The organism is Cytobacillus horneckiae (assembly GCF_002835735.1).
In the GTDB taxonomy this organism is placed as follows: Bacteria; Bacillota; Bacilli; order Bacillales; family Cytobacillaceae; genus Cytobacillus; species Cytobacillus horneckiae.
On sequence record NZ_PISD01000061.1, the window covers coordinates 1 to 21,870 of the forward strand.

General features: G+C 29.5%; 28 protein-coding genes and 1 pseudogene. 23 read left to right on the plus strand and 6 right to left on the minus strand.

Features of this window, described 5'->3' with window-relative positions:
- Window positions 1–367 precede the first annotated feature (367 nt).
- From CWS20_RS22680 to resA, 3 genes and pseudogenes are all read right to left on the minus strand, one after another.
- Complete coding sequence (locus tag CWS20_RS22680) at window positions 368–703, minus strand: hypothetical protein (protein WP_083957290.1); 336 nt, start codon at window positions 701–703, stop codon at window positions 368–370.
- 509 nt (window positions 704–1,212) lie between these two features.
- A pseudogene (locus CWS20_RS27790) lies at window positions 1,213–1,472 on the minus strand (disulfide bond formation protein B); the annotation flags it as partial.
- 41 nt (window positions 1,473–1,513) lie between these two features.
- Window positions 1,514–2,041: a thiol-disulfide oxidoreductase ResA gene (resA, locus tag CWS20_RS22690; RefSeq protein WP_066194453.1), complete on the minus strand. Its 528-nt coding sequence runs from the start codon at window positions 2,039–2,041 to the stop codon at window positions 1,514–1,516.
- 483 nt (window positions 2,042–2,524) lie between these two features.
- Between resA and CWS20_RS28180 the strand changes: the two genes are divergently transcribed.
- The 13 genes from CWS20_RS28180 to CWS20_RS22745 all read left to right on the plus strand — a co-directional run bounded on the left by CWS20_RS28180 (window position 2,525) and on the right by CWS20_RS22745 (window position 9,952).
- Window positions 2,525–2,701, plus strand: coding sequence for a hypothetical protein (locus CWS20_RS28180; protein ID WP_157090510.1), 177 nt, complete (start codon window positions 2,525–2,527; stop codon window positions 2,699–2,701).
- A 786-nt stretch (window positions 2,702–3,487) separates the two neighbouring features.
- Window positions 3,488–4,600, plus strand: a complete 1,113-nt coding sequence (locus tag CWS20_RS22700) for a DUF262 domain-containing protein (RefSeq protein ID WP_066194459.1) — start codon at window positions 3,488–3,490, stop codon at window positions 4,598–4,600.
- Window positions 4,601–4,654: 54 nt separating this feature from the next.
- Window positions 4,655–5,311 (plus strand): recombinase family protein, encoded by a 657-nt coding sequence (locus CWS20_RS22705; protein WP_066194464.1) that lies wholly within the window; start codon window positions 4,655–4,657, stop codon window positions 5,309–5,311.
- 3 nt (window positions 5,312–5,314) lie between these two features.
- Window positions 5,315–6,034, plus strand: a complete 720-nt coding sequence (locus tag CWS20_RS22710) for a DUF2786 domain-containing protein (RefSeq protein WP_066194467.1) — start codon at window positions 5,315–5,317, stop codon at window positions 6,032–6,034.
- Window positions 6,035–6,110: 76 nt separating this feature from the next.
- Window positions 6,111–6,257 (plus strand): hypothetical protein, encoded by a 147-nt coding sequence (locus CWS20_RS28185; protein WP_157090511.1) that lies wholly within the window; start codon window positions 6,111–6,113, stop codon window positions 6,255–6,257.
- Between the two features lie 34 nt (window positions 6,258–6,291).
- Window positions 6,292–6,417 carry a hypothetical protein gene (locus CWS20_RS29105; RefSeq protein ID WP_276328335.1) on the plus strand — a complete coding sequence of 42 codons (126 nt, stop codon included), beginning with the start codon at window positions 6,292–6,294 and terminating at the stop codon, window positions 6,415–6,417.
- 163 nt (window positions 6,418–6,580) lie between these two features.
- Window positions 6,581–6,976, plus strand: coding sequence for a hypothetical protein (locus CWS20_RS22715; RefSeq protein ID WP_066194471.1), 396 nt, complete (start codon window positions 6,581–6,583; stop codon window positions 6,974–6,976).
- Between the two features lie 73 nt (window positions 6,977–7,049).
- Window positions 7,050–7,232 carry a hypothetical protein gene (locus CWS20_RS22720; RefSeq protein WP_066194474.1) on the plus strand — a complete coding sequence of 61 codons (183 nt, stop codon included), beginning with the start codon at window positions 7,050–7,052 and terminating at the stop codon, window positions 7,230–7,232.
- Between the two features lie 179 nt (window positions 7,233–7,411).
- Window positions 7,412–8,233, plus strand: coding sequence for an ATP-grasp domain-containing protein (locus CWS20_RS22725; RefSeq protein WP_066194477.1), 822 nt, complete (start codon window positions 7,412–7,414; stop codon window positions 8,231–8,233).
- A 77-nt stretch (window positions 8,234–8,310) separates the two neighbouring features.
- Window positions 8,311–8,511: a hypothetical protein gene (locus CWS20_RS22730; RefSeq protein ID WP_142385412.1), complete on the plus strand. Its 201-nt coding sequence runs from the start codon at window positions 8,311–8,313 to the stop codon at window positions 8,509–8,511.
- Between the two features lie 60 nt (window positions 8,512–8,571).
- Window positions 8,572–8,793: a hypothetical protein gene (locus CWS20_RS22735; protein WP_066194484.1), complete on the plus strand. Its 222-nt coding sequence runs from the start codon at window positions 8,572–8,574 to the stop codon at window positions 8,791–8,793.
- A 26-nt stretch (window positions 8,794–8,819) separates the two neighbouring features.
- A complete protein-coding gene (locus CWS20_RS22740; protein WP_066194486.1) occupies window positions 8,820–9,680 on the plus strand; it encodes a hypothetical protein in 861 nt (286 codons plus the stop codon).
- Window positions 9,681–9,715: 35 nt separating this feature from the next.
- Entirely contained in the window at window positions 9,716–9,952 is a 237-nt protein-coding gene (locus CWS20_RS22745) for a hypothetical protein (RefSeq protein WP_066194490.1), read from the plus strand.
- A 94-nt stretch (window positions 9,953–10,046) separates the two neighbouring features.
- Here CWS20_RS22745 and CWS20_RS22750 read toward each other — a convergent pair whose 3' ends face one another.
- Genes CWS20_RS22750 through CWS20_RS22760 form a run of 3 tightly spaced genes read right to left on the minus strand, consistent with a single transcriptional unit; the run spans window position 10,047 to window position 11,711 of the window.
- Window positions 10,047–10,478 (minus strand): terpene synthase, encoded by a 432-nt coding sequence (locus tag CWS20_RS22750; protein ID WP_066194493.1) that lies wholly within the window; start codon window positions 10,476–10,478, stop codon window positions 10,047–10,049.
- Window positions 10,479–10,498: 20 nt separating this feature from the next.
- Window positions 10,499–10,948 (minus strand): hypothetical protein, encoded by a 450-nt coding sequence (locus CWS20_RS22755; protein ID WP_066194495.1) that lies wholly within the window; start codon window positions 10,946–10,948, stop codon window positions 10,499–10,501.
- Window positions 10,932–11,711 carry a ParA family protein gene (locus CWS20_RS22760; protein WP_066194498.1) on the minus strand — a complete coding sequence of 260 codons (780 nt, stop codon included), beginning with the start codon at window positions 11,709–11,711 and terminating at the stop codon, window positions 10,932–10,934. The genes CWS20_RS22755 and CWS20_RS22760 overlap by 17 nt, the downstream gene beginning before the upstream one ends.
- Before the next feature lie 770 nt (window positions 11,712–12,481).
- Between CWS20_RS22760 and CWS20_RS22765 the strand changes: the two genes are divergently transcribed.
- The 10 genes from CWS20_RS22765 (at window position 12,482) to recD2 (ending at window position 21,845) form a co-directional block, all read left to right on the plus strand.
- On the plus strand, window positions 12,482–13,414 hold the full coding sequence (locus CWS20_RS22765; protein ID WP_066194501.1) for a DUF6744 family protein: 933 nt from the start codon (window positions 12,482–12,484) through the stop codon (window positions 13,412–13,414).
- 127 nt (window positions 13,415–13,541) lie between these two features.
- Window positions 13,542–14,639 carry an AAA family ATPase gene (locus tag CWS20_RS22770; RefSeq protein ID WP_066194504.1) on the plus strand — a complete coding sequence of 366 codons (1,098 nt, stop codon included), beginning with the start codon at window positions 13,542–13,544 and terminating at the stop codon, window positions 14,637–14,639.
- Between the two features lie 74 nt (window positions 14,640–14,713).
- Window positions 14,714–16,165 (plus strand): vWA domain-containing protein, encoded by a 1,452-nt coding sequence (locus CWS20_RS22775; protein WP_066194507.1) that lies wholly within the window; start codon window positions 14,714–14,716, stop codon window positions 16,163–16,165.
- Window positions 16,166–16,468: 303 nt separating this feature from the next.
- On the plus strand, window positions 16,469–16,600 hold the full coding sequence (locus CWS20_RS29110; protein WP_276328336.1) for a hypothetical protein: 132 nt from the start codon (window positions 16,469–16,471) through the stop codon (window positions 16,598–16,600).
- A 136-nt stretch (window positions 16,601–16,736) separates the two neighbouring features.
- Window positions 16,737–17,267, plus strand: a complete 531-nt coding sequence (locus CWS20_RS22780) for a protein rep (RefSeq protein WP_083957293.1) — start codon at window positions 16,737–16,739, stop codon at window positions 17,265–17,267.
- A 199-nt stretch (window positions 17,268–17,466) separates the two neighbouring features.
- Window positions 17,467–17,661: a helix-turn-helix transcriptional regulator gene (locus CWS20_RS22785; RefSeq protein WP_066194514.1), complete on the plus strand. Its 195-nt coding sequence runs from the start codon at window positions 17,467–17,469 to the stop codon at window positions 17,659–17,661.
- Entirely contained in the window at window positions 17,662–18,132 is a 471-nt protein-coding gene (locus tag CWS20_RS22790; protein ID WP_066194517.1) for a hypothetical protein, read from the plus strand.
- 705 nt (window positions 18,133–18,837) lie between these two features.
- Window positions 18,838–19,065 carry a hypothetical protein gene (locus CWS20_RS22795; protein WP_066194520.1) on the plus strand — a complete coding sequence of 76 codons (228 nt, stop codon included), beginning with the start codon at window positions 18,838–18,840 and terminating at the stop codon, window positions 19,063–19,065.
- 6 nt (window positions 19,066–19,071) lie between these two features.
- Window positions 19,072–19,572, plus strand: coding sequence for a hypothetical protein (locus tag CWS20_RS22800; RefSeq protein WP_066194523.1), 501 nt, complete (start codon window positions 19,072–19,074; stop codon window positions 19,570–19,572).
- Window positions 19,573–19,589: 17 nt separating this feature from the next.
- Window positions 19,590–21,845: an SF1B family DNA helicase RecD2 gene (recD2, locus tag CWS20_RS22805; RefSeq protein ID WP_066194527.1), complete on the plus strand. Its 2,256-nt coding sequence runs from the start codon at window positions 19,590–19,592 to the stop codon at window positions 21,843–21,845.
- The last annotated feature ends 25 nt before the right edge of the window (window positions 21,846–21,870 follow it).

Sequence of the window (21,870 nt, forward strand, 5' to 3'; positions counted from 1 at the left end):
AAGATTGAATATCTAAAATTTCATCCCCCTTTTAACAACCAATTAAATTTAGGTGTTACTCATGATATAAAAGGAAAAAGGTGGAACACTGATATTTGGGAAGGTATCTTCAGTAGGTTCCTCCCAAAAATTAAAAAATTTTTTAAACTGTTGAGGGTAAAAAACAATTTATGAATCATTAATTATTGACACAGATAATTTAGTTGAAGAATTTTTAGGTAGAACATTAGAGCTTATAAAAGAAAACCAGTTGGTTTCACTTTCACCATTAATGACCACTTGAAATACTAATTTTATTCAGCAATACATTATACAATATATTGGCTATAAATTTCCTTTTTAAAATTATGAATAAAACTCTTATACTCTACCAATTATCCCATAATTTATCTATTATCCCTATTTCTTTTAAGATACTTACAAACATATTATCTTTTTCCGCTTTTAAAGCTTTTTCGGTACATGCTGAATGTGGTTTATAATTTAATTTTTGTGCAGATTCTAAAGTAGAATCTGCAAGGAAGTTCGTAGGGTTAGATTCTTCAAAGCATGTAGGTGCAATATAAGATTGATAAGTATGTTCTAAAATAATTCTAGTATCGGGAGATGGTAAAGTATCCCTTGGAATATTTAAAGTTATAAAAATTAACAGAATAACTGAAAAGGGAAAGAAAATAAAAAATAAGGTGCGCTTTCTTATCATAGTATCAATCCTCTATACTTAATAATTTTATATCTGATACCATTTCCTCTAAAGGAAATTCAAGCCATTATATTCCTTTACGACATATCCTTCTTTATCTATTAAATAAAAGGATGAACCATGTATAACTTGATTACTAGCATCGTCTTTTTTTACACTAGTCTTAAAATTCTTTAATGCATAATCTTCAATCGTTTGTTGGGATTTATCCAGTTAATAGATTCTAATTGTTTGAATCCAATTTATAATTTCTAGCATATTCCTTTTAAACTTCAGAAGTATCTATATCTGGATTGGCACTGAATGAAACAAATTCTATATCTAGTCCTTCTTCTTTCATTTACGTTGAATTTTTGCCATTTAGTCATCATAAGTAGACAAACACAGTGGTACAGTTTGTAAATACAAAACCTGCTTCCCATATCTCCCCCTTTAGATTCTGTAAACCAAAATCTTTCACATCTTTATTTATAAAATCAATTCATCTAATTTCCATTCTTAAGAATTCTTAATACCCTTGAGTTACAGGGAATACCGTTGGCACAAGGTTTTATTTCTGCTAGTACTGGTATTTTTTGAATCAAGTAATGATAGAATGAATACACGATCCTATTGAAGCCATTGGTAGTAAAAACTTCTTAATAGATGAATCACCTTAAAATGTGACAATTCCGAGGATAATTATCAAAGGATACATGAGAATACGTTTATACGAGCATAGTTCACAAGGTATAAAGCTACGTATTTTGCTAAAGTAAAGACTCTCAAGGGTTTTGTTCCAATTTCATTCATCTAACTAAATATTATTATTTATGGTTGAATTAGTTTCATGTAATTTATTATATCCTCTTCAGACATAGTACCTGTTATTACTTTAACTATTAAACCATCCTTATCAATTAAGAACGTAGTTGGAATAGGGGTAATGTCATAAGCTTCTGTCACTTCTCGGTTTCTATCTTTTAATATACTAAAAGTAAGTTCATGCTTGCTTTTAAAAGTATTGATGGCCAAATCACTTTCCCCAATATTGACTGCAAAAGTTTCTACACCTAATTCTTTAAATACTCTATATTGATTTTCCATATAGGGCATTTCTTTTTCACACGGTTTACACCATGTTCCCCAAAAGTTAAGAAAAACTCCCTTCCCTCTATAATCAGATAGTTGGATTTCATTCCCAACCATATCCTCTAGAATAAAGTCTGGTGCTTGATCTCCTGCCTGAACACGCACATTTTCTGTGAATAAATTTTGATAAAGCGTATAGGCAATTGCTGCAGTCATTATAAGTAATAAGCTAGAACGGATTAACAACCTAGTTTTCTTATTTTTCATAGGAATACCCCCATTTAAAGTTTTTTAGTTAGGCTTAGTATGGATTTTCTTAGAGAAAAGGAAAAATGGTAACATTCAAAAAAATACTCAATCAAAATATAAAATGTTACGAATATTAATTCTGTATAAATCATTATTCCAATAAAAAATGATTTGTTTATAACAAGAGGAGATATATAAGGATTAGTAATTTATAGCATCACCCACAAAATTTTCAATACTAAACATTAGAGCCCAAACATTAACTTGATATTAGTAGCTGCTAATTATTCTGTCAATTATGTTACCAAAAATGTACAAAAATATATCTTTCTACAACACACTTTCTTAATATTTATAATAGAACTATCGTTATAGTTAAGGTACATACATACTACTGAACTATTAATTCTTGCAAGTTCCACTCTTTTTAAATCAACGTTATGTCTCTTCAATATGATTCAGTACGTTTATCTAATATCATAATAGATAGGAAGAAGTATTTTGAGGAAAAAATCTAAAGGGTTTACACTTCATTATTTTGAAGAATATACAAAAGAAGAAAAAGTTTATCATATTTATAAAACAGACTTTAATAAAGCAGAAAGACAAGCTTTACAAAAGTTATCTGAAATCAGAAGAATCGACTTCAAAAAAAGATATAATCACCTTAAAAAGTAATAAATCCGGTACAGTTTATCATGCTAAATGGATTAAACCTAGTCCCATAATGGATAAGAAGAAAAAGTTTCAACTTGAGAAATTTGTTTATAAGACAATGAACAAGAAAAGTAAAAATAAGAAAGTGGACATATTCGGAATAGAGATATATCTTCTCGCTATATTAACTTTTATGGTAGGAGTAATTTTGACAACATTCACTGAGTGTATCCCCCTTGAATTATCACCTTACTTAGATGGTTCATTTTTATTTATGCTATTAATTTTCACACTGATCAAAGATTTTTTATATGAGAAAATTCATATAAATATTAAAAATGAAAGGATAATAGGTGTTCATATATTATTATTTAAAGGTTTCTTAGCCTTTGGTAACTTCACTACAATCTTTTCGTTTTTTTTATTCAGTACAGAATCTATAAGAATAAAAACGAATTGAAAAATAGAGATAAGTTCCATAATAGAATTGATTAATTATTGTCAGATGAAAAATTGAATCATTTTATTAATGTATAATTTATTATATTCATAATTATAAAAATACAAGGAAAATATTCTTGTCTTTTTTTGTTTAAAAATAGTTTATAAAAGTATACTTTAAAAACACTTTAACACTGAGATAGAAATATAGATTTAAAGCACTTTTATTTTTCCTTAAAGGTTATGTTTTTTATTTTTTAAACGTTTAGTCATCATTTATACCTTTACAAACAAAAACACATACATTATAATTAAATTAACGGAATTCAGTTACTTAATAGACTGAAGAAAAATGGGGGAAGTAAAATGGCTTTAGAATTTACAACTGTATCTTGGAGTATAAAACAAATGCTAAGAATGATCGAACGAGAAACAATTACTTTTGATTATCCAATTCAGAGAGCTGAAGGACAATGGAAGGGCAATCAAAGTTCTCTACTCATGGATTCATTATCAAGAAATTATCCAATCCCTGCACTTTACTTCGTGGGAGACAAAGAGGAAATTTTGGTGGAAAAGAAAGGGAAACAAGTTCCGGAAAAAATTGTAATTCGTAGCTGCTTAGATGGAAAGCAGCGGTTGACTAATATACGAAGTTTTATTATTGGGGAATTTTCTTTAGATACCAACTTAAAAGATGTGAAGGTAGATGGTATAGACTATGAACTTGCTGGCAAAACGTTTGATGAACTGGATGAAGTTATACAAGACTTAATCCTCTCAAGAACATTACTTACATACACCATCGATGGAGAATTAGTAACAGATGAAGAAATCGAGGATTTACTATATCGCCTGAACAACGGAACACCTATGACCCTTCAACAAAAATCCAAGGCTTTAATGGGTATTGAATGGGCGAGTACTATAAATAAATTAGGAAATCATCCATTTATTCATGAGCTTGCAGCATTCTCTAAAACCCAATTACGAACTGAAGGACATATTACAGCATTGGTTCAAACTATGATGATGCTAGATAAGGGATTTGAATATAAAAATGTAACTCAATCAGTTATCTCAGAATATATGCAGTCCTTTAGAACTGATTCAGAAAGCAAAATGGAATTATTAGAAAAAGTTAGAGGGGCGATGGATTACTTAACAAATGTGTTAACTAGAAAAGAAAGTACCCTTTTAAGAAAAATTCATTTTCCGATGGTTTTGATGACTGCTATAGATGCTCAGGAACAAAATATTGAGCATGATCAATTTGCAGAATGGATGATGTATTTTAAGGAAGCTATAAAACCTCAACAAGAGCAAACAATTATAGAAGAATACGATGTACCAACCAATTACCGTGAATTTATGGGTTCAGGCTCCACAGATAAATCTAAGGCAATTGGTAGATTAAATGAAATGAAAAGACACATGAAGGAATATGTAAAAATTTACTTCGGAGTCAAACAGAGTTAATTAATTCTATAATAATAGAAGAAAGTAGTACTGATTTACAAAAGGAGTTTTAAAATGAGTAATATTTATGGATATATTAGAGTTTCAACGAAAGATCAAAATGAAGCTAGGCAATTCACGAAAATGATTAATAAGGGTGTAGAAGCAAGGAAGATATTTGTAGATAAACTTTCTGGAAAAGATTTCAACCGTCCTCAGTATCAGTTATTAAAGAAGGTAATTAGTGTAGGAGATTTATTATATATTGATGCCCTTGATAGATTGGGAAGAAATTACGATGCAGTTATTAGTGAATGGAAAACCATCACTAGAGATATAGGAGCTGATATTGTCATCTTAGAAAATGAATCCTTATTTGATAGCAGAAAATTTAAGGAAATGGGTGACATGGGAAAATTAATGGAAGACCAATTCTTATCGCTTTTATCTTATGTAGCAGATCAGGAGCGAAAGAAAATAAAACAACGGCAACGAGAAGGAATAGAAAATGCCAAAAGAGCAGGCAAACACTTAGGCAGACCTTCACAATCATACGACTTATTAAATAATGAACAAAAAAACCTTCTTAATTTAAATTATGCTATTTGGAAAGAACGCAAGTTAAAATCTGTTGAGTTTATGGATTTGTTAAAACTGAAAAAGAACACTTTTTATAAAATTATCAAAGAATATGAAAACATTCATATAAAGAATGACATTAGAAGGGAGTAATCGATGTCAAATAATAATGAAGTAATAATAAAAAAAATAAAAGGTCTTTTAGCAATAGCTAATGATAATAAAAACGATGAAGAATCACAAACAGCTTTTTTAATGGCACAAAAGCTTATGATTAAAAATGATATTTCAATCTCTGAAATTGATACAAATATAGAACATAAAGATATCCAGGACGGACAGATAACTTCATATAAAAAGTTATATTGGTGGGAACATGAATTAGCTAACATAATGTCTAAAAATTTCAAGGTGAAAAGTTATATAAATAGCAAGTATCTACAAAACTCTATTCATAAGAAGAGAGCTATTATGTTCTTGGGTTACGAGAGTGATGTTGTTTTGGCCAAGGAAATGTACTTATTAGCATATGAAGCTTTAACGTTTTATGCTAATGAATTTGTGAATAGTTATTATGAGAATCACGCCTACTTGAGAGAAAGAAGAATAACAGAAAATATCAAAAGCTCATATATGAGAGGTTTCTTGTCTGGTCTTAAACAAAAATTTGTTGAGCAATTAATACAGATGCGTGAAGAGTTTGGATTAATGGTGCTTGTTCCAAAGGAAGTTGAAGAAACTTATGGAAGTATCGTTACAGGAGGAAGTCTTACTTATAAACTGCCACCTATTGAAGAAATAGCAGCCTATGAAAAGGGCTTTTATGACGGAAATAAAATAGATTACACAAAAAAGACAATAGACAATGTAATTTAGCAATATTATTTGAATCGTATTGATAGAAAATTAATAAAAAGATATAAGCGAAAAGTTTAATTAAGGGGGGATAGCCATGTCAGTAAAAGTTACATTTCTTGAAGGTAAGGATTCTAAAACTATGGGCATGGGTTCTTACACAAAAATGTTTGATTCTATTATTAATAATAACAATAAACTCTTAATAGTTGACCCTAAATTAGAATTAGAAGAATCTAAATAAAGCAAAAGATATTCCCTTAGGAGGAAATAAAAATATGGATTTATTAATAATAGGTGCATTACTTTTAGTAATTATGATTGTTTGGGGGATGCTTTATAAGATAATTAAGGAGCAAGATGAACTAGAAGACTATGGAAGCAAAGAGAAAGAGGGTTTTTAAAATAAGGTAGCCATGATTAACTTTACTGAAAAGGAATTACAGCGTTTCACACTAAAATTAAGGGGAGTTTCCCAGAAATTAAACAAGCATTGTGTTAAACACTAAAATACGACTTTTTTCAAAACGGTTCAACTTAATTTCAAATACACAGAAGGAGAACAATATGTTAAAAGATGTAATACAAGTTATTATTAGCTTTTTTAATAATCAAAATACAGTAGAGATACTATGTTTATCAAGTATCTTGTACATTATATATCTACTAATTTTTATTGCTTATTATCGTGATTTAAAAACATATCACCCGTGGCAGATGGGTTATTATGTATTTGAAATCCCGATATCATTACCTATATTTATATTTTCATGGCTAATTTATGATAAATTACCTCAAGGTTATACATTATTTGTTGAAACATATAATTCGATAATCATTTTTTTATCAATTCCATTAATTCTTATAGGTATTTTTAATGTAGTATTTTTGATAGTTGGTTGTTTTTGCATGTTAAGAGAAGAGATTTATTTATATAGAAAATTCAAGCATATAAAAGATTAAAGTGAAAGGGAATAATATAAGTTTCGTTTAAAGAAACACAAGAATAAAAACGTTAATTAAGGAGGAGATAAAGATGAGCTTAATCATTAAGTCCGAAGTGCGCTCCGCCAGAAAAACATATGATTGTGATGATTGCGGAAAACCCATCTTGAATAAGAAAAAATACCGTTATTTCTTTGGTTCTCCAGACAAATTCGATAAACCTTACAGCTTAAGGATTTGTAAAAGTTGCGACCCGTATCAGGAAGACTATTAAACGTTTTAAGCAACAAGTTTCATAGTTGATGAATTTAGTTACATTAGAAAGGGCTATTCGGAATAACGTGTTGAAATAACCTTTTCGAATCTGACAATATAAACTTTATAAATCGGATCTTAGTGTTGTAACTTTAAAATCAGATGCAAAATCCATAAAAAAATGGAGGGGAAAATGAAATGAAATGGTTAGTACAAGAGTTTTTAAACAACTCTTCAAATATCATCCGAATATTAAATGCGTTAGAGAAATGCTCCGTTGACTATTTATTGGTCAGAGTAAATCAAGATAACTCTCTATCTGTTATTGATAAAGAAAATAAAATACCGTTAGATAACTCTGAAGAAGCGATACAAGAATTTATTTTGAATGAACAAATCATGGTCTATGGCTCTAAGGCTTTTGCAAAGATAGCACAAGATATGGAGTTGGAACCTGGTTCATTTATGAATGATAAATTTGAATTTGAAGTCTTTCAAAGAGAGTTAGGAAATGAACTTTTAAATAATGAAATCATTTATGGTGAACTTTCGACTCTTTACCCAATAGGGGAAGAATTTTTTATTCGACCAACCGGAAATACCAAACTTTTTACTGGAATGACTGTAACCAAAGAGGACTTCTTGGATTGGCAAGAACGAGAAAATAGAGAAGATAGTCCTTATATCGGACAATCTTTAATGATTGCTCCGATACAAAGAATTAAAGCTGAATATCGTTTCTTTGTGGTGAATCAAAAAATAATTACAGGTTCAAGTTATAAAGTAGGTGACAAGATAAACAGTTCGTGTAAACCTTCTGTTGAAATCGAGGAATACGTTAAACAAATAGTAGATAGATTTCCATTAGCAAAAGCCTTTGTTATTGATATAGCAGAAACTGAAAAAGGCCTAAAGGTAGTTGAATACAACAATATTAATACTACTGGATTATATGGATGTGATGAAATAGCCTTTGTTCGTGCTATTAACGAATTAGATTTCAACCGAAGAGTAAAGTAATTAAATGTTTTCATTCTATTTTTTTCAATTCAATTAACGAAACTAATTTAAGCAGGGAGTTAACTAAGGAGTGATAAATGATGGAAAAGAATCAGCAAATTGTTATTGATTATTTAATCAATACTGGAAACGATTTTTTATCAGATATAGTGGAGTTGGAGGGGACTTATGAAAGTATACCTACCATTGTTTCAATAGCCTTTGAAGCACTCACAGAAAAAGAAAAAATAGAAGTAATTAAAGAATCAGCCAGTTATTTACTTAAAAATATGAAATAGTTACGAAACTCGATGATAGTTATGTAGATAGTAAACAAAAAGTATATGAGGGCGGTTAAATTGATAAGAGCACCTTTTATTGCTGATAAAATAACATACCTGAATGACGATAAAAAACATACTAGGACTGTATTTCATCCAGCTGTTTATTTCGATGAAGATGAAGCATACTGCTACTTTCCAGATGAAGAAACACAGTCTGGATTAATTGAGTACGATAATAAGGAACATGCCTTAACAAATGCTGAAACTCTCTACAAGTACTATGTATTGAATAAGTAATAAAATTTTTATAAGGAGGAAGAAATGTGCTAGAAATTATTCTAATTAACCTTGGAGTATCAACAGGTTATATTGATTATCTAAAAAACGAACCTTTAAATAGAATAAGTGAAAAGTTAGCTAAAACATATGATTATTCATCTGACATAAATAAAATGGAATATATTCCTGTCAATAAAATTAAAGGATTATGTACATTACGAGGTAAACCAGGAGTATCTCTATATGAGAATTTTAACAACTATAAATGCAGCCAATATAATAGCAAATATAATTTAGAAAAAACAACAGTTGAAACGTTTATAGATAAAATGCAGTCCATGAGCCTTAAAGATATTCATGATACTTTTATATCTGGAGATTACTCCGGTTCTCTTAACTTTACTTACTATAAAGATGTTGATGAATATTATGTTGGAACCGGTGGAAGCCACAGGACATTATTTGCAATAATTACTAGCGCCCCCCTAATATATGGGAAAGTTCACGAAATCTATGAATTAAATACTTTAAAAGAGAGTAATTATATTTACTCACTTTCACAAAAACAGGAATTAAACAAGTTAGTAAGTTCACTTGGTTTAGAACTTAAACAGCATGATAATCAAAATTCTTATGATAAGGAAATATCATACTATTATTCTTTTAAGGAAACTAACTTAAAATCATTCGACATCCCTACGATCTACAATTATGGCGATGATGAACAAGTTATTTACTCAAATAAAAAAATACATAAAGAAATTGAGTATCTACAAAATTTAAGAAATAAGAATTTGGCAATAACCCCCTACCCTACTTTCATTAGACAAAGCCTTTTTTTATTAAATGGGCTTTTCAGAAAAGATCCATTAATTAGCGATTTAAAAAAAATACATGATTTATAAGAGTTATTACTAATTAGTGGTAGGGGCGATGTACAATGTTTAAAGAAGTTATAAAATTTTTTATGGCTATTGTATTAATTAGTTTATTAATAGCTTTATTTTTTTATTACGCAGAAACAATTATTGGCTCTATTGTTTATGTTATTAGTGGATTTATTGAATGGGTGTTATCTCTTCATAAGTTTCTCCAGTATTTTATAGGAGCGTTCACTGTATTATCTTTGATAGTTATTCCACTTTGGTTATTTTTCAAGCAAGATTATCTAATATAAAAAAGCCTTGTTAACAAGGCTTCTTTACTTATTTTATGACTTGAAGAAATCAAGTCCTTTTATTGTTATTCGTATGTTGAATTGAAATTTCTATTTAATCTTGAGATAAATAAATCCAATTTCTTTCATCAAATTCTTCAATAATATAATTTGAATTTATATTTTGCAAAATTTTGTTAAAAGATTTTATATTATCTTCATTATCATACAAATCTTCTTGAATATATTCCTTAATAATATAATTCGTTAAATTTGTATTATTAACAAAATCCGAAAAGAACATTCTTAGGAGCAGTGAATCTTCTTCATTTAATTTTTCATCATTAATTAATGAAATCCTAAATACATTTAATATCTTGTTAATATCTTCTTCATCCAGATTACATAATGGTTCTAGTTTTTTATCTTCTTGTGTAAATGGATTTCTAGTATCTTCAATTACTACATAAGATATAATTATTCCATTTTTTAACGCATGGAAAATTTCTAAATCCCGCAATTTCAAAATTCTATGAAGTGAAATCATAATTTCCTCTTACCCAATTATTAATCCCCTTTTTTAGACAGAATACCTTCTGCTTCCAAAACTTGCCTAATCACATCATTTACTATTTTTGATTTTATACCCTTCTTCTTTTTCTTATTCCTACTTTTATTTATAACTAATTTGTTCAGACCTTTATGGACATCTGCATCAAAATAAATACCAACAAATTCTTTCGATGGTTCTTCATCATCTAATATGCTACTTAAAATACTAGTAGTATTAATAATATTATCTTCATTGTTATTATTTTTTAAATCAATATCAGTTTTGCTATCATTAACAATATCATTATTAATGTTAACATCATTATTAATGTTATTATTATCATTATTCTTTTTAATATCAGTTTTCCTCTCTTCATCTTCTGCTGCAAACTGATTAACAAATTGTCTAGCTGCACTATCTTTCTTTTTTATTTTATCCTTTATTGCGTTAGTGTTTTTTGACACGTTTTTTCATCTCCTCTACAAAAGGAACATAATATTCAATAGCATTATCTAGTTCCTTATTACTCTCAAATCCTTCGATCGACAACCTTCTTGTAGTTGCTTTTCTTTTAATTACACTTTCAAATTTTAATTTCGGATAATCTTCCTCAACGGCAAGTTCCATGGCTTCATTTTCTTTAGCTCTTGAATCTATTAAACTAAATAGAATTCCAAGAGTTTTTAAGTTAGGATTATACGCTTCCTGAGTAGCTTGTATGATTTCCATAAACTTCGGTATTGCATAATAGGCAAACATTGAACCATCAAACATTACAATAGCATAGCTACCTTCATCAGACTTTGTTGCCAAAGGAAGTAGGGTCTGTTCATATAATCCTGGTGGAGTATCTATAATAATCCAATCATATCTATCCATTACAGGCTTTAAAGCCTTTTCTAGAGCATCAAGTCCAAGTTTATTACTGTACATAGTTTTTGCTAGGGTTGCTAAGTAATCATTAGATGGTATAATATCTAAGTTTTCTTTAACGTTAAAAATATATGGCCTAGCATCTCCATTTGTAATAGCTTCTAGAACTGTTTTATTTTCAAATACGTCACATATATCATATTCTCCAGTAAGAAAAGATGTTAAATTCCCTTGACTATCCATATCTATAGCAAGTACCTTTTCTTCTCTACTTAATAAAAATGATGTTATGCCACTTGAAGTTGACTTAGAGCAACCACCTTTACTGATACCGAACGTTATTATTTTTGCCACACTCACACATCACCTTTCTTAAACCTTTGATTGTTAACTGTTTAACCAATTTTAACATAGCAAGTTTTATATTTGGTATATGATTTTCTATGATTAAAATTACTAATAGTATTATTTCTCTTATCAAAAACAATATTAATATCAATATCGATACTATTCTTTAAATGATGTCATTACTATAATATTAATAATTTTAATTTTAATACTATCAATAATATTGATATTGATAGTATTTTTATTATTATTTATAAAAATACCTTCATGCTAATTTTATAGATAATAATAATATTATTATGTAAACAATTAATATTTTTAATAATACAAGCAAAAGCAATTTTGAAAACAATATCATTTATAATATTAATATTGATATAATTATTTATAATGCAATTGTTTTTATATTTAATTATATGATTAAAATAAACATTGTTATGGTAAATAAAAGTGATTTTGAAATTATAATTAATATCTTGAAAAAATTAACTGAATTATGTTATTATGTATCTATACTTTTTTACTTTACTCACTCTTAAGTGGTTGATACGCTCTTTCCTTTATAAGGTTAAGATACGATCAACAAAAACTCTTTGACTTTCAAAACAACATTGTTATTGAAAGAAGTAACTATGTCTGGTTACAAAAATTATTTTATGTGAATAAAAAACTTATACTTGTTATATTAAAAACCAATTTATCTTTAGGGCTATATTCTACCTAAATTTGAATTGGTTTTTTTTATATATAATTTTAAATTTTGAAAGGAGAAAGTCATGCAAATTCAAAAAGAATTAAAAGAAAAATCAATTGTTGCAGCTAAAGAAAATCAAGAAGGAACTATTGGAAATCTTTTTTGGTATTCAATCGGAAATCATTTAATTTCAAGAGAGGAACTAGAAACAAAGTTTGACGATGTTGGTTTAGATCATAACTGGCTACCCAATCCCATCAGAATTTCAGATGCGTTCAGACGGGCTACAAAAGAAATTCAAAAAAGGAATATGCCTACTAATGATCCAAAAACTTTCTTTAACTTCTTAACTAGAGAAGTCTACTCTGATAAAAATATGATTCAACGAAATATTGTTGTTGAAAAAGTTGACCAATCTGGTAAGCGTCTAGAATATAACCCTACAGCATCTATAATTTTGCTAAATAAGAAGGATAGTACGATTAGTATAAGCGTAGAAGACGGAGAACAAGAAACAGCTGCACAAGCTTTAGCAGAAGATGCAGTCAAACGTTATCATAAGTACTCAAAATTTTATGGTTCACAAAATTTAAGAGTAATGGTAGCTAAGATACTAGCTTCTTTAGCTCCAACTCAAGTACGTCCTAATGGTGGGGTTTATTTTGTTCCTAAAACCTTTGAAAATGATTTAGAGCAATTAAGTTGTCTATGCAATTCCTTAGAGCAATCAGAAGCTTTTTCAATACCTCTTTTTGATACTAAAGATAATAGGGGTATGGTAAACAAAAAGTTACATGAAGATATGCTCTCAGTATTACACAATTGTGACTCTTTATTGTTTGACAATAGTAAGATTGATAAGTCAAAAATTAAAGAAGCTATTAGTGATGCAAAAAGGATTGCTGACACATTTAAAACGTATCAAAGTGTAGTTTCTTTGGATGTTGAAGTTTTGAATAAAAACCTTAACGAACTAAGAGAACGAGCAGTATCACTTATGAAAAAAATGGATTAATAGAGATAGAGATAAATTAAAAATCAAATGTGAGAAAAAGGTTCGCAATAATAGCTATTGCATATAAAAAAAAGATGACTAATCATATACATATATGATTAGTCTTTTTATATAGGGAGATATGAAAATGACAAAAATAATTGATATTAAAAATACATTAAACCAAAAGTACTTTGAAAGAGAAAACGAAATAGAAGCAATGCTAACAGCGATTGTTGCAAGGCAACACATATTATTAATTGGTTCGGCTGGTACTGGGAAATCTGCTATTTCATCTGAACTAAAAAATGTTATAAAAGGCAGCAATTACTTTCAATGGCTTCTAACTCAATTTTCAACACCTGAAGAATTGTTTGGTGTAATCTCTATTAAAGAATTAGAGAATGGAATATACAAAAGAAATATCCAAGGGAAATTACCTGAAGCCCATTTTGCCTTCTTAGATGAAATATTTAAGGCTAATAGTGCTATTTTAAATAGTTTATTAACCATTATTAATGAGCGATTATTCTACAATAACGGCAGCCCATTAAAAACTCCATTAATGAGTATAGTTGGTTCATCAAACGAATATCCAGAAGAGGGGGAAGGACTAGAAGCCTTATTTGATAGATTCTTGCTACGGTTTGAAGTTGAATATATCAAAGATGAGAATAATTTTATTCAAATGTTAAAAGGTGATAATCAAAATATCCAAATGCCTTCATTGACCTTAGATGAATTGATACAGGAACAATTCTTAGCTGATACAGTAAACATTCCCGTGGATGTTTATAATGTCTTAGCTGAAATACGAAGATTACTTGCAGATGAAGGTATTAGGCCATCAGATAGAAGATTTAAGCAAAGCTTATCCTTATTAAAAGCAAAAGCTCATATTGAGGGAAGGAATGAAGTGCTGGTTGGAGATATTTTGTTATTGAAAAATGCACTTTGGGAAACAGTAGATCAAAAGACTTTAACCAGTCAAATTGTTACTGAAAATGCTCAGGATAAAGTTACATTATTAATCCAACAACGAGAATCAGAAGTTGATGAGCTGTGTAAACAAGGATATGAGAGCAATGATACTGACACTAAAATAGAAACAAGAAAGAAATTATTAACTATTGAAAAAGAGTTAGAGGAATTAAAATCGAAAAGTAATAATCCAGCTATTCAATCGATGTTGAATAAAATTAAAACTACTACAGTAGCTATCCAAGAATCAGTTTTAGGATTCTAATTAGTTTGACAGTCAAAGTTCTAGTCTTTGACTGTCTTTTTTTTAAATAACCACATAATGAGAGGATGAGAAAAATGTTTTTAAGAAAACATGAAATAGTTTATAAAAATAGTACAGTTAATGCTGACGCTTTTGACAAAAGGAGATTTAATGAGTTATTAAAAATGTCAAAAGGGCTGAAAGAAATAAAATCTAATGGCGATGCAGTATTCCCATTATTTTCTCAGTTAATGGGAGATATTTGGAGTGCATTATATAAAAGCAAGCCTGATTTAATTACAGATGAAATACCAAAAGAATTGCTTCCTAATTACTCATATATGGAAAAAGTGATGGCTGAAGAATTATTTAAAGGTAGTAGAGAACTTACCAAGTTAGATGATTTATCTTCAGCTCTTTCTACTATCTCTTTTTCCAACCAAGTTTTGGACTGGATAAATGAAGAAGCTAAGAATAATGGAGAGTTTAAAAATGCTTTAGAAAAAGCAATGGAATCTTATAATCAGCAAAAGAATGATGAAGGAGAAAACACTACTGAAAATAAAAATCAGCAGCAAGGTTCTAATGAACATGAGAATAACATGCAGCAACTTGCTGATCAGTTGGAAAGTAGTTTAACTGGAACAAATACCATAGGTTCCATGCTCCAAGAATCGATAAAAGAATCTCAACAAAAGAAGGAAAATATGCAGAAGATTTTATCTGGAATCACTTCTGGAAGTAGCTCAGCTGAAATGGAGAAAGTTCCACTTAGAGATAAATTTGAATTAGCACAAGCTTTAGAGAAAAACCCCAACTTTAAAAAAATATCTGATTGGGCGGGTAAGTTTAAACAGTTGGCTCGCTCGAAACAGAAAGTAAAGCATAAGGAAACTGTTAATAGAAGTGGTGTTACCATTGGTAATGAAATAGAACGACTTCTTCCTAGTGAAATGGCTAATATGGCTATTCCTGCCGCGAAAAATGATTTTGTACGTAGATTAAGTGAGTCACAAACAATGGTCTATAATAAAAAAGGGAAAGATAAACTTGGCAAAGGTCCAATTATTCTTTGTTTAGATGAATCAGGTTCAATGAGAAATCTTGAGTCTCAAAGTAAAGGTTTTGCTTTAGCCATTATGTCAATCGCTCAAAAACAAAAACGGGACTTTGCATTAATTAGTTTCTCTAATAATGCAAATGTCACAGTATTCCCAAAGGGTAAAAGTGATGTTAAGGATATTATCAAATTTGCAAAAAGCTTTATGAGTGGTGGAACAAACTTTTTTGCTCCATTAAAGAATGCATTACAATTAATTAATGGAAGTCGTTTTAAAAATGCTGATATAATATTTGTAACTGATGGAGAAGCTAATTTAACAAAAGAATTCATCGAAGAATTTAACAAGATAAAAGTTCAAAAGAAGTTTCAATGCTTATCTATACTTATTGGAAGTAATGTAAACGAAGAAACAGTAAGTAAGTTTTCGGACAATACAGTAAAAGCAAAAGATTTTACACAAGCAGATAAAGCATTTGAAGTATAAACATACTTTTTTAAAGAGCATGGTTGAAACCGTGCTCTTTTTTATTTTAATTACAAACCTCAAAAATAATCAAAATAAGGGAAAATTTGAATAAATCACAGGATTTTCAATAATTTGCTTTTATATACTTTAATTTTTATGTTTGACAAAATAAATATCACACCAACAAAACACAATATATAGTAGTGTCGAATATTATCAATCTACTATATGTTGATTTTCATAAACAATCATTGGTAGAATAATAAGAAGAGAAAGGAGGATTATTCCAACATTAATTCACAACAGAAGGGAGGACATAAAATGAGAAGAATCAGAAGTACAGCTCAGTTAAAAAGCAGCATGAATAAAATAAAAAGAGAATTAAATAAAACAGAACGTGATCTTAACAGGGAAATGAATAAATTAAAGAGAACAATTAAAAAAGGCTTCTAATGTGCTGCAACACAATAAAGCCTCGGAAAAATATTTATATCTATAATAGCTGTTTTGAAGAATAAATAAAAGGGTAATTTACCGTACTCTTTAAAATTAATTTCTTATATAGTAAAATAAGGGAGAAGCAAATTAGCTGGGCTATGTTAGAAAATTAGAAGTCACATATAACGAAGATCGTGATGATTACCATCCACATTTTCATGTGTTGATTGCAGTTAATAAAAGTTATTTTACTGATAAAGATTATTATATTTCTCGGGATCGGTGGCTCGAGCTGTGGCAAGAGGTCACGAAAAACCCACTCATTACACAAGTTGACGTGCGGAAAGTTCGCAACGGTCGAGATGATAAAGTGTACGAGATTGCTAAATACTCGGCGAAAGATAGCGACTATTTAATTAATCAAGAAGTTTTCGAGGTATTTTATAAAGCTTTGAAAGGTAAGAGATTAATTGTTTTTTCTGGGCTATTTAAAGACGCTATGACTAAATTTAAAAACGGTGAGTTAGACGGCTACAAAGAAAAAGATGTGACAAAATATGTCTATGCCATCATGTATAATTGGGGTGGTAAGAAGTATATCGAATTAGAAAAACGATATTTGACCGATGATGAACTGGAAGAAATCAATGGGAAATTGATTGATGAAAAAGAAGTAGATTAAGATACAATAGATTTCAACAAACGGGCCAGATTGTAGCATAAGTAAATTTGGTTATTAGATATAAAATACGAGTCGATTTCTTTTATAAGAAATCGGCTCTTTTGATTTGATGCAATATTTATCTTGCATTAGTACAATATGTAATGTAAGATAAAGTTAACAAAATGTTAGATATATCATTCATTATGTAGGTGAGTATATGGTAAATAAAATGAAATTGACAAGAGTAGAAAGAGGTTTAACCCAGGCACAACTTGCGAAACAAGTAAATGCTACAAGGCAAACTATCGGATTGATTGAAAAAGGGGAGTACAATCCCAGTTTGAATTTGTGTATTGCTATTGCTAAAGCATTAAATAAAACATTAGATGATTTATTTTGGGAAGGTGATTAAATGATTCGCTCATTCTTAAATGCTTTTTTACCAGAAGATGAATATAAACGGTTGCGAATACTTTATTTTATGGCTGAAACTACATTTTTATCGGTAATAATTTTATTTTTACTTGGTTTCTTGAAATACTTTTTAAATTTCAATTTAGATACTGATTTTATATTACTATTAACTCCACCTATTATGTTGGCTTACTCGTATTTCCGATATGTTTTTTCAGGAATAGAACATACCGAGGTGTCGAGTAAGAATGAATATATGAAAAAGCGACGAACAGCTGTCATCCGATCTTTGTCAATGGGTGTTATTTTTTCTATTATATTTTTAATCGTTAAAGGAATACCCAATAACTGGAATGACGGAATAGATTTGATTGCTATGCCGATAATTTTTACGGTGTTGTATTTTCTATTTGAGATGATTTCTTTAAAGAAGTCTTACAAACAGAATAAGAATCTAACAGATGATTAAAAGTTATTACTCAATCGGGCGCGTTTATTGAAGAACGAAGATCGTCATTTGACGGTCTTTTTTTCGTCTAAAAGCTGACTAGCTGCAGAATGAAAAATGTGGCATTCGTCAACGGTAAATGTCTGACCGAAACGAAGTGAAGGGAATTTAAGGAGTTGACGAATTCACTGCACCCGAACCCTCTTGGCTTTTCCAAATGCACATTTGCTTTTCCCTTTACATTAATAAGTACTTTTTTATTAGACAAAAGAAGAATATAAAATTAAAATAGAGATATACTAATAAAAAATTAGTCGTTGAAATGCTGGAACATTTCAACGACTAATGTACAAACGATACCCAAATGGGATCGGCAGGCAGAAAAAATAATCCAACCCTTGGCCGTTATTCAAGTAGGTGGATTATTTTTTTTTGTCTTTATTTGAGACAGTGACCATTAAAGTAGCAAATGCGATAGCCACCATTAAGGATTCAAAAACTGTCATTGGCAACACCTCCCTTCACCATTAAAAGCACTGGTTTATAGGAAATCATTGCCGACCCACCACCTGAACTATCATCGTACCTCTTAATTATAACCTATGAATCTATTAAGAACCACACTTTTTAACCGAATACAGTTAAAACACTTGCTTATGGACAAGTATTTTTCTATACTTTTATTAACTGAATACAGTTAATAAAATGTGAAAGGATATTGAAAAAATGAAACTTCCTAAAAACTTACCAATTAACACAAAATATCTAAACGAGTATATGCAAAATCATAACCTTAACAATCGTGAATTAGCAAACAAAATAGGAATGCATGAAAGTAGTATAAGTAGGATTTTAAAAAGCGAAAAGGGTGTAGGCATAAAATTCATTGTAGGAACGATTAAAAACTTACATGACCTTGAAATCGAAAGGCTTCTAAATATTGAAAAGGAGTGAAGAAAAATGTCTTTTTTTATAGTTCAAGTGCAAACAAACTATGAAATCAAAGTTCAAAAAAGGCTACATCAATTATTTATGCAGAGAAAAGAGAACATTGTTAAATCCATTTATGCATTAGATAGCTACAAAGGTTTTGATAATAATATTCCTGGTGAAAAGGAATTAAATCGATTCTGGTATTTTAATAGGATTCGCGAGCAGTTGAATAATATGAGGTATGCGTATGCAAGGATAAGCCCAGCAGACCAGTCCTTAAGAAAAGAGTACAAAGAACAGATTAAACTTCTTTCCAAAGAAATAAAAAATGCTCCTGCTTTTAAGCAACATAAAAATGTTCTAAAAGGCTACATAATCATTGAACTTCTAGGGGAATTAGGAACACTCCCTGCTTCCATATATTACGACATTAAATCGATACCACACGTAATAGGTATTCCCAATAAATACAATGTCCCAGATAAAGAAATTTATCACTTCTTTGAAAACATGGAACAAACTATTTAAAGGAAGGAGTTATTTATATGCAAAATCACATAGATCAAGTTGAATACAAAGGAATAATAGATAAATTTATTTATCAGAAAGACGAATATAAAATAGGAATTCTTCTTAGTGTTAATGGCAAAGTAACCTTTAAAGGAACGCTTTATGGAGTTACAAAAGGACAAGAAGTCATTTTAAAGGGTAGATGGGTTAATGACCAAAAGTATGGAAAGCAGCTACAAATATCATCTTGGGAAAAACCTATTCCTAAGACTGCTAAAGAATTAATTGCATTCCTTACTTCAAAATATATTAAAGGCTGTGGAGTAAAACAAGCTGAAAGAATCATAGAGAGCTTGGGTAGCAATGCTATTGAAATTATCCTCAAAGAAAAAGAAAGCTCTCTGTTAAAGGTGAAAGGAATACGAAAAAAAAGGGCTAAACAAATATATGAGAGTATTAAGGAATCATTTTCTCTTCAAAGAACAATTGAAGAACTTTCAAAAATCGGACTATCTCCTGAAATCGCAATTAAACTTTTTACAATTTATAGTGATGAAACGGTTAAAGTTATTAAGGGGAATCCATTCTTATTGGTACATCATAAAATTTTAAAATTCCCTGAAGCAGATGATATTTCCAGAAAGTTAGTTATGTATCCATTAACTGGATTAAGAATAGAAGCCGCCATAAATTATCTTCTAGATGAAAACTGTGCTAAATATGGACATTGCTATATTTCTGAAACTGAGTTAGTAAATAAAGCAATATCATTACTTAATAATAAAAAGAATGACTTCATAAATGAACAATCTGTTTTACAGTCAATCTATTCTTTAGAAGATCAATCTATTGTAATTGAGGAAAATCGTGTATACCCTAAAAAATTTTATGATTATGAGGAAAAAGCAGCTGTAAAACTTATATCATTATTAAATTCTAAAAAAAAGGTATTTAATAATGAAGTGAAATTAAATAACCATATTAAAGAATACCAGTTAAAAAACAAAGTGATTTTATCCGAAGAACAAAAACAAGCAATTAAAGCTGTATTAAACAATAAAGTAATGATATTAACTGGCAATGCAGGAACAGGTAAAACCACTGTTTTAAAAGCCATAATACATATTTATCAACAAGTATACCCCAAAGATAAAATCTCATTGTCAGCTCCTACAGGAAGAGCAAGTAGAAGGATGAAGGAGGTCACCCAACATGAAGCTACTACAAACCATCGATTACTTGGATATAATCAAGGGTTAACTAATATAGAATTTGAATATAATTCGTCAAATCAATTAAAATATGATTTTTTAATAATCGACGAAATGAGTATGGTAGATTTACATCTGTTTCACGCCTTATTACAAGCAATAAACCCACATGCAAGAGTATTGTTTACAGGGGATGCTGACCAACTGCCTAGTATTAACCCAGGCAATGTATTATTGGACTTAATAAAATCTAAATTGCCTTGTATTAGGTTAAGGGAAGTATTCAGACAAGCAAAAGAAAGCCAAATTATTACTAATGCTAACAGAGTAAATAAGGGGAAAAGTATAGAAATCGATCAAACAAAAGATGATATGTATTTTATACAAAGAGCAAATGATATGAGCATTGCTAATACATTGATTAAAAGCGCTGTGAGGTTCATAGAGAAAGGTTATTCTATTTCAGACCTTTTAATACTAACCCCTATGAAAAATGGCGAAATAGGGACATACAGAATGAACAGCAGATTACAAGATATCTTAAATCCGTATAGTATAAATAAAAATGAAGTGAAGCAGGGGAACAAGATTTTTAGGGAAGGCGATAAAGTAATACAAACTATAAATAGACCTGAAGATGGGGTATTTAACGGGGACATTGGTATAATCACACATATTGGAAGTAACACCAAAGGAGATAATGGAAATCGGGAAATTGACATTATCTCCTGTGACTATCAAGGAATCCAAGTAACATATAAGAAAGATGAATGGCGGGAAATAGAACTGGGATATTCTATAACCATTCATAAGTCTCAAGGTGGACAAGCACCTATTGTACTTATACCAATGTCTATGGCACATTATAACATGCTAATTAGAAATTTAATATATACAGGAATGACCAGAGCAGAAGAAAAGTTAATATTTATAGGAGATATGAATGCTTTAAATAAAGGAATTAACACTAATAGAATAATTGAAAGAAGAACTACATTAGCCAATAAAATCCAAAAAAATATAGAGAAATTAACTGAATTCCATAAAAAACGCTCGAAAAATATCGAAAATGTGTTATAATGTTCTACAGAATCTATTAAAGTTC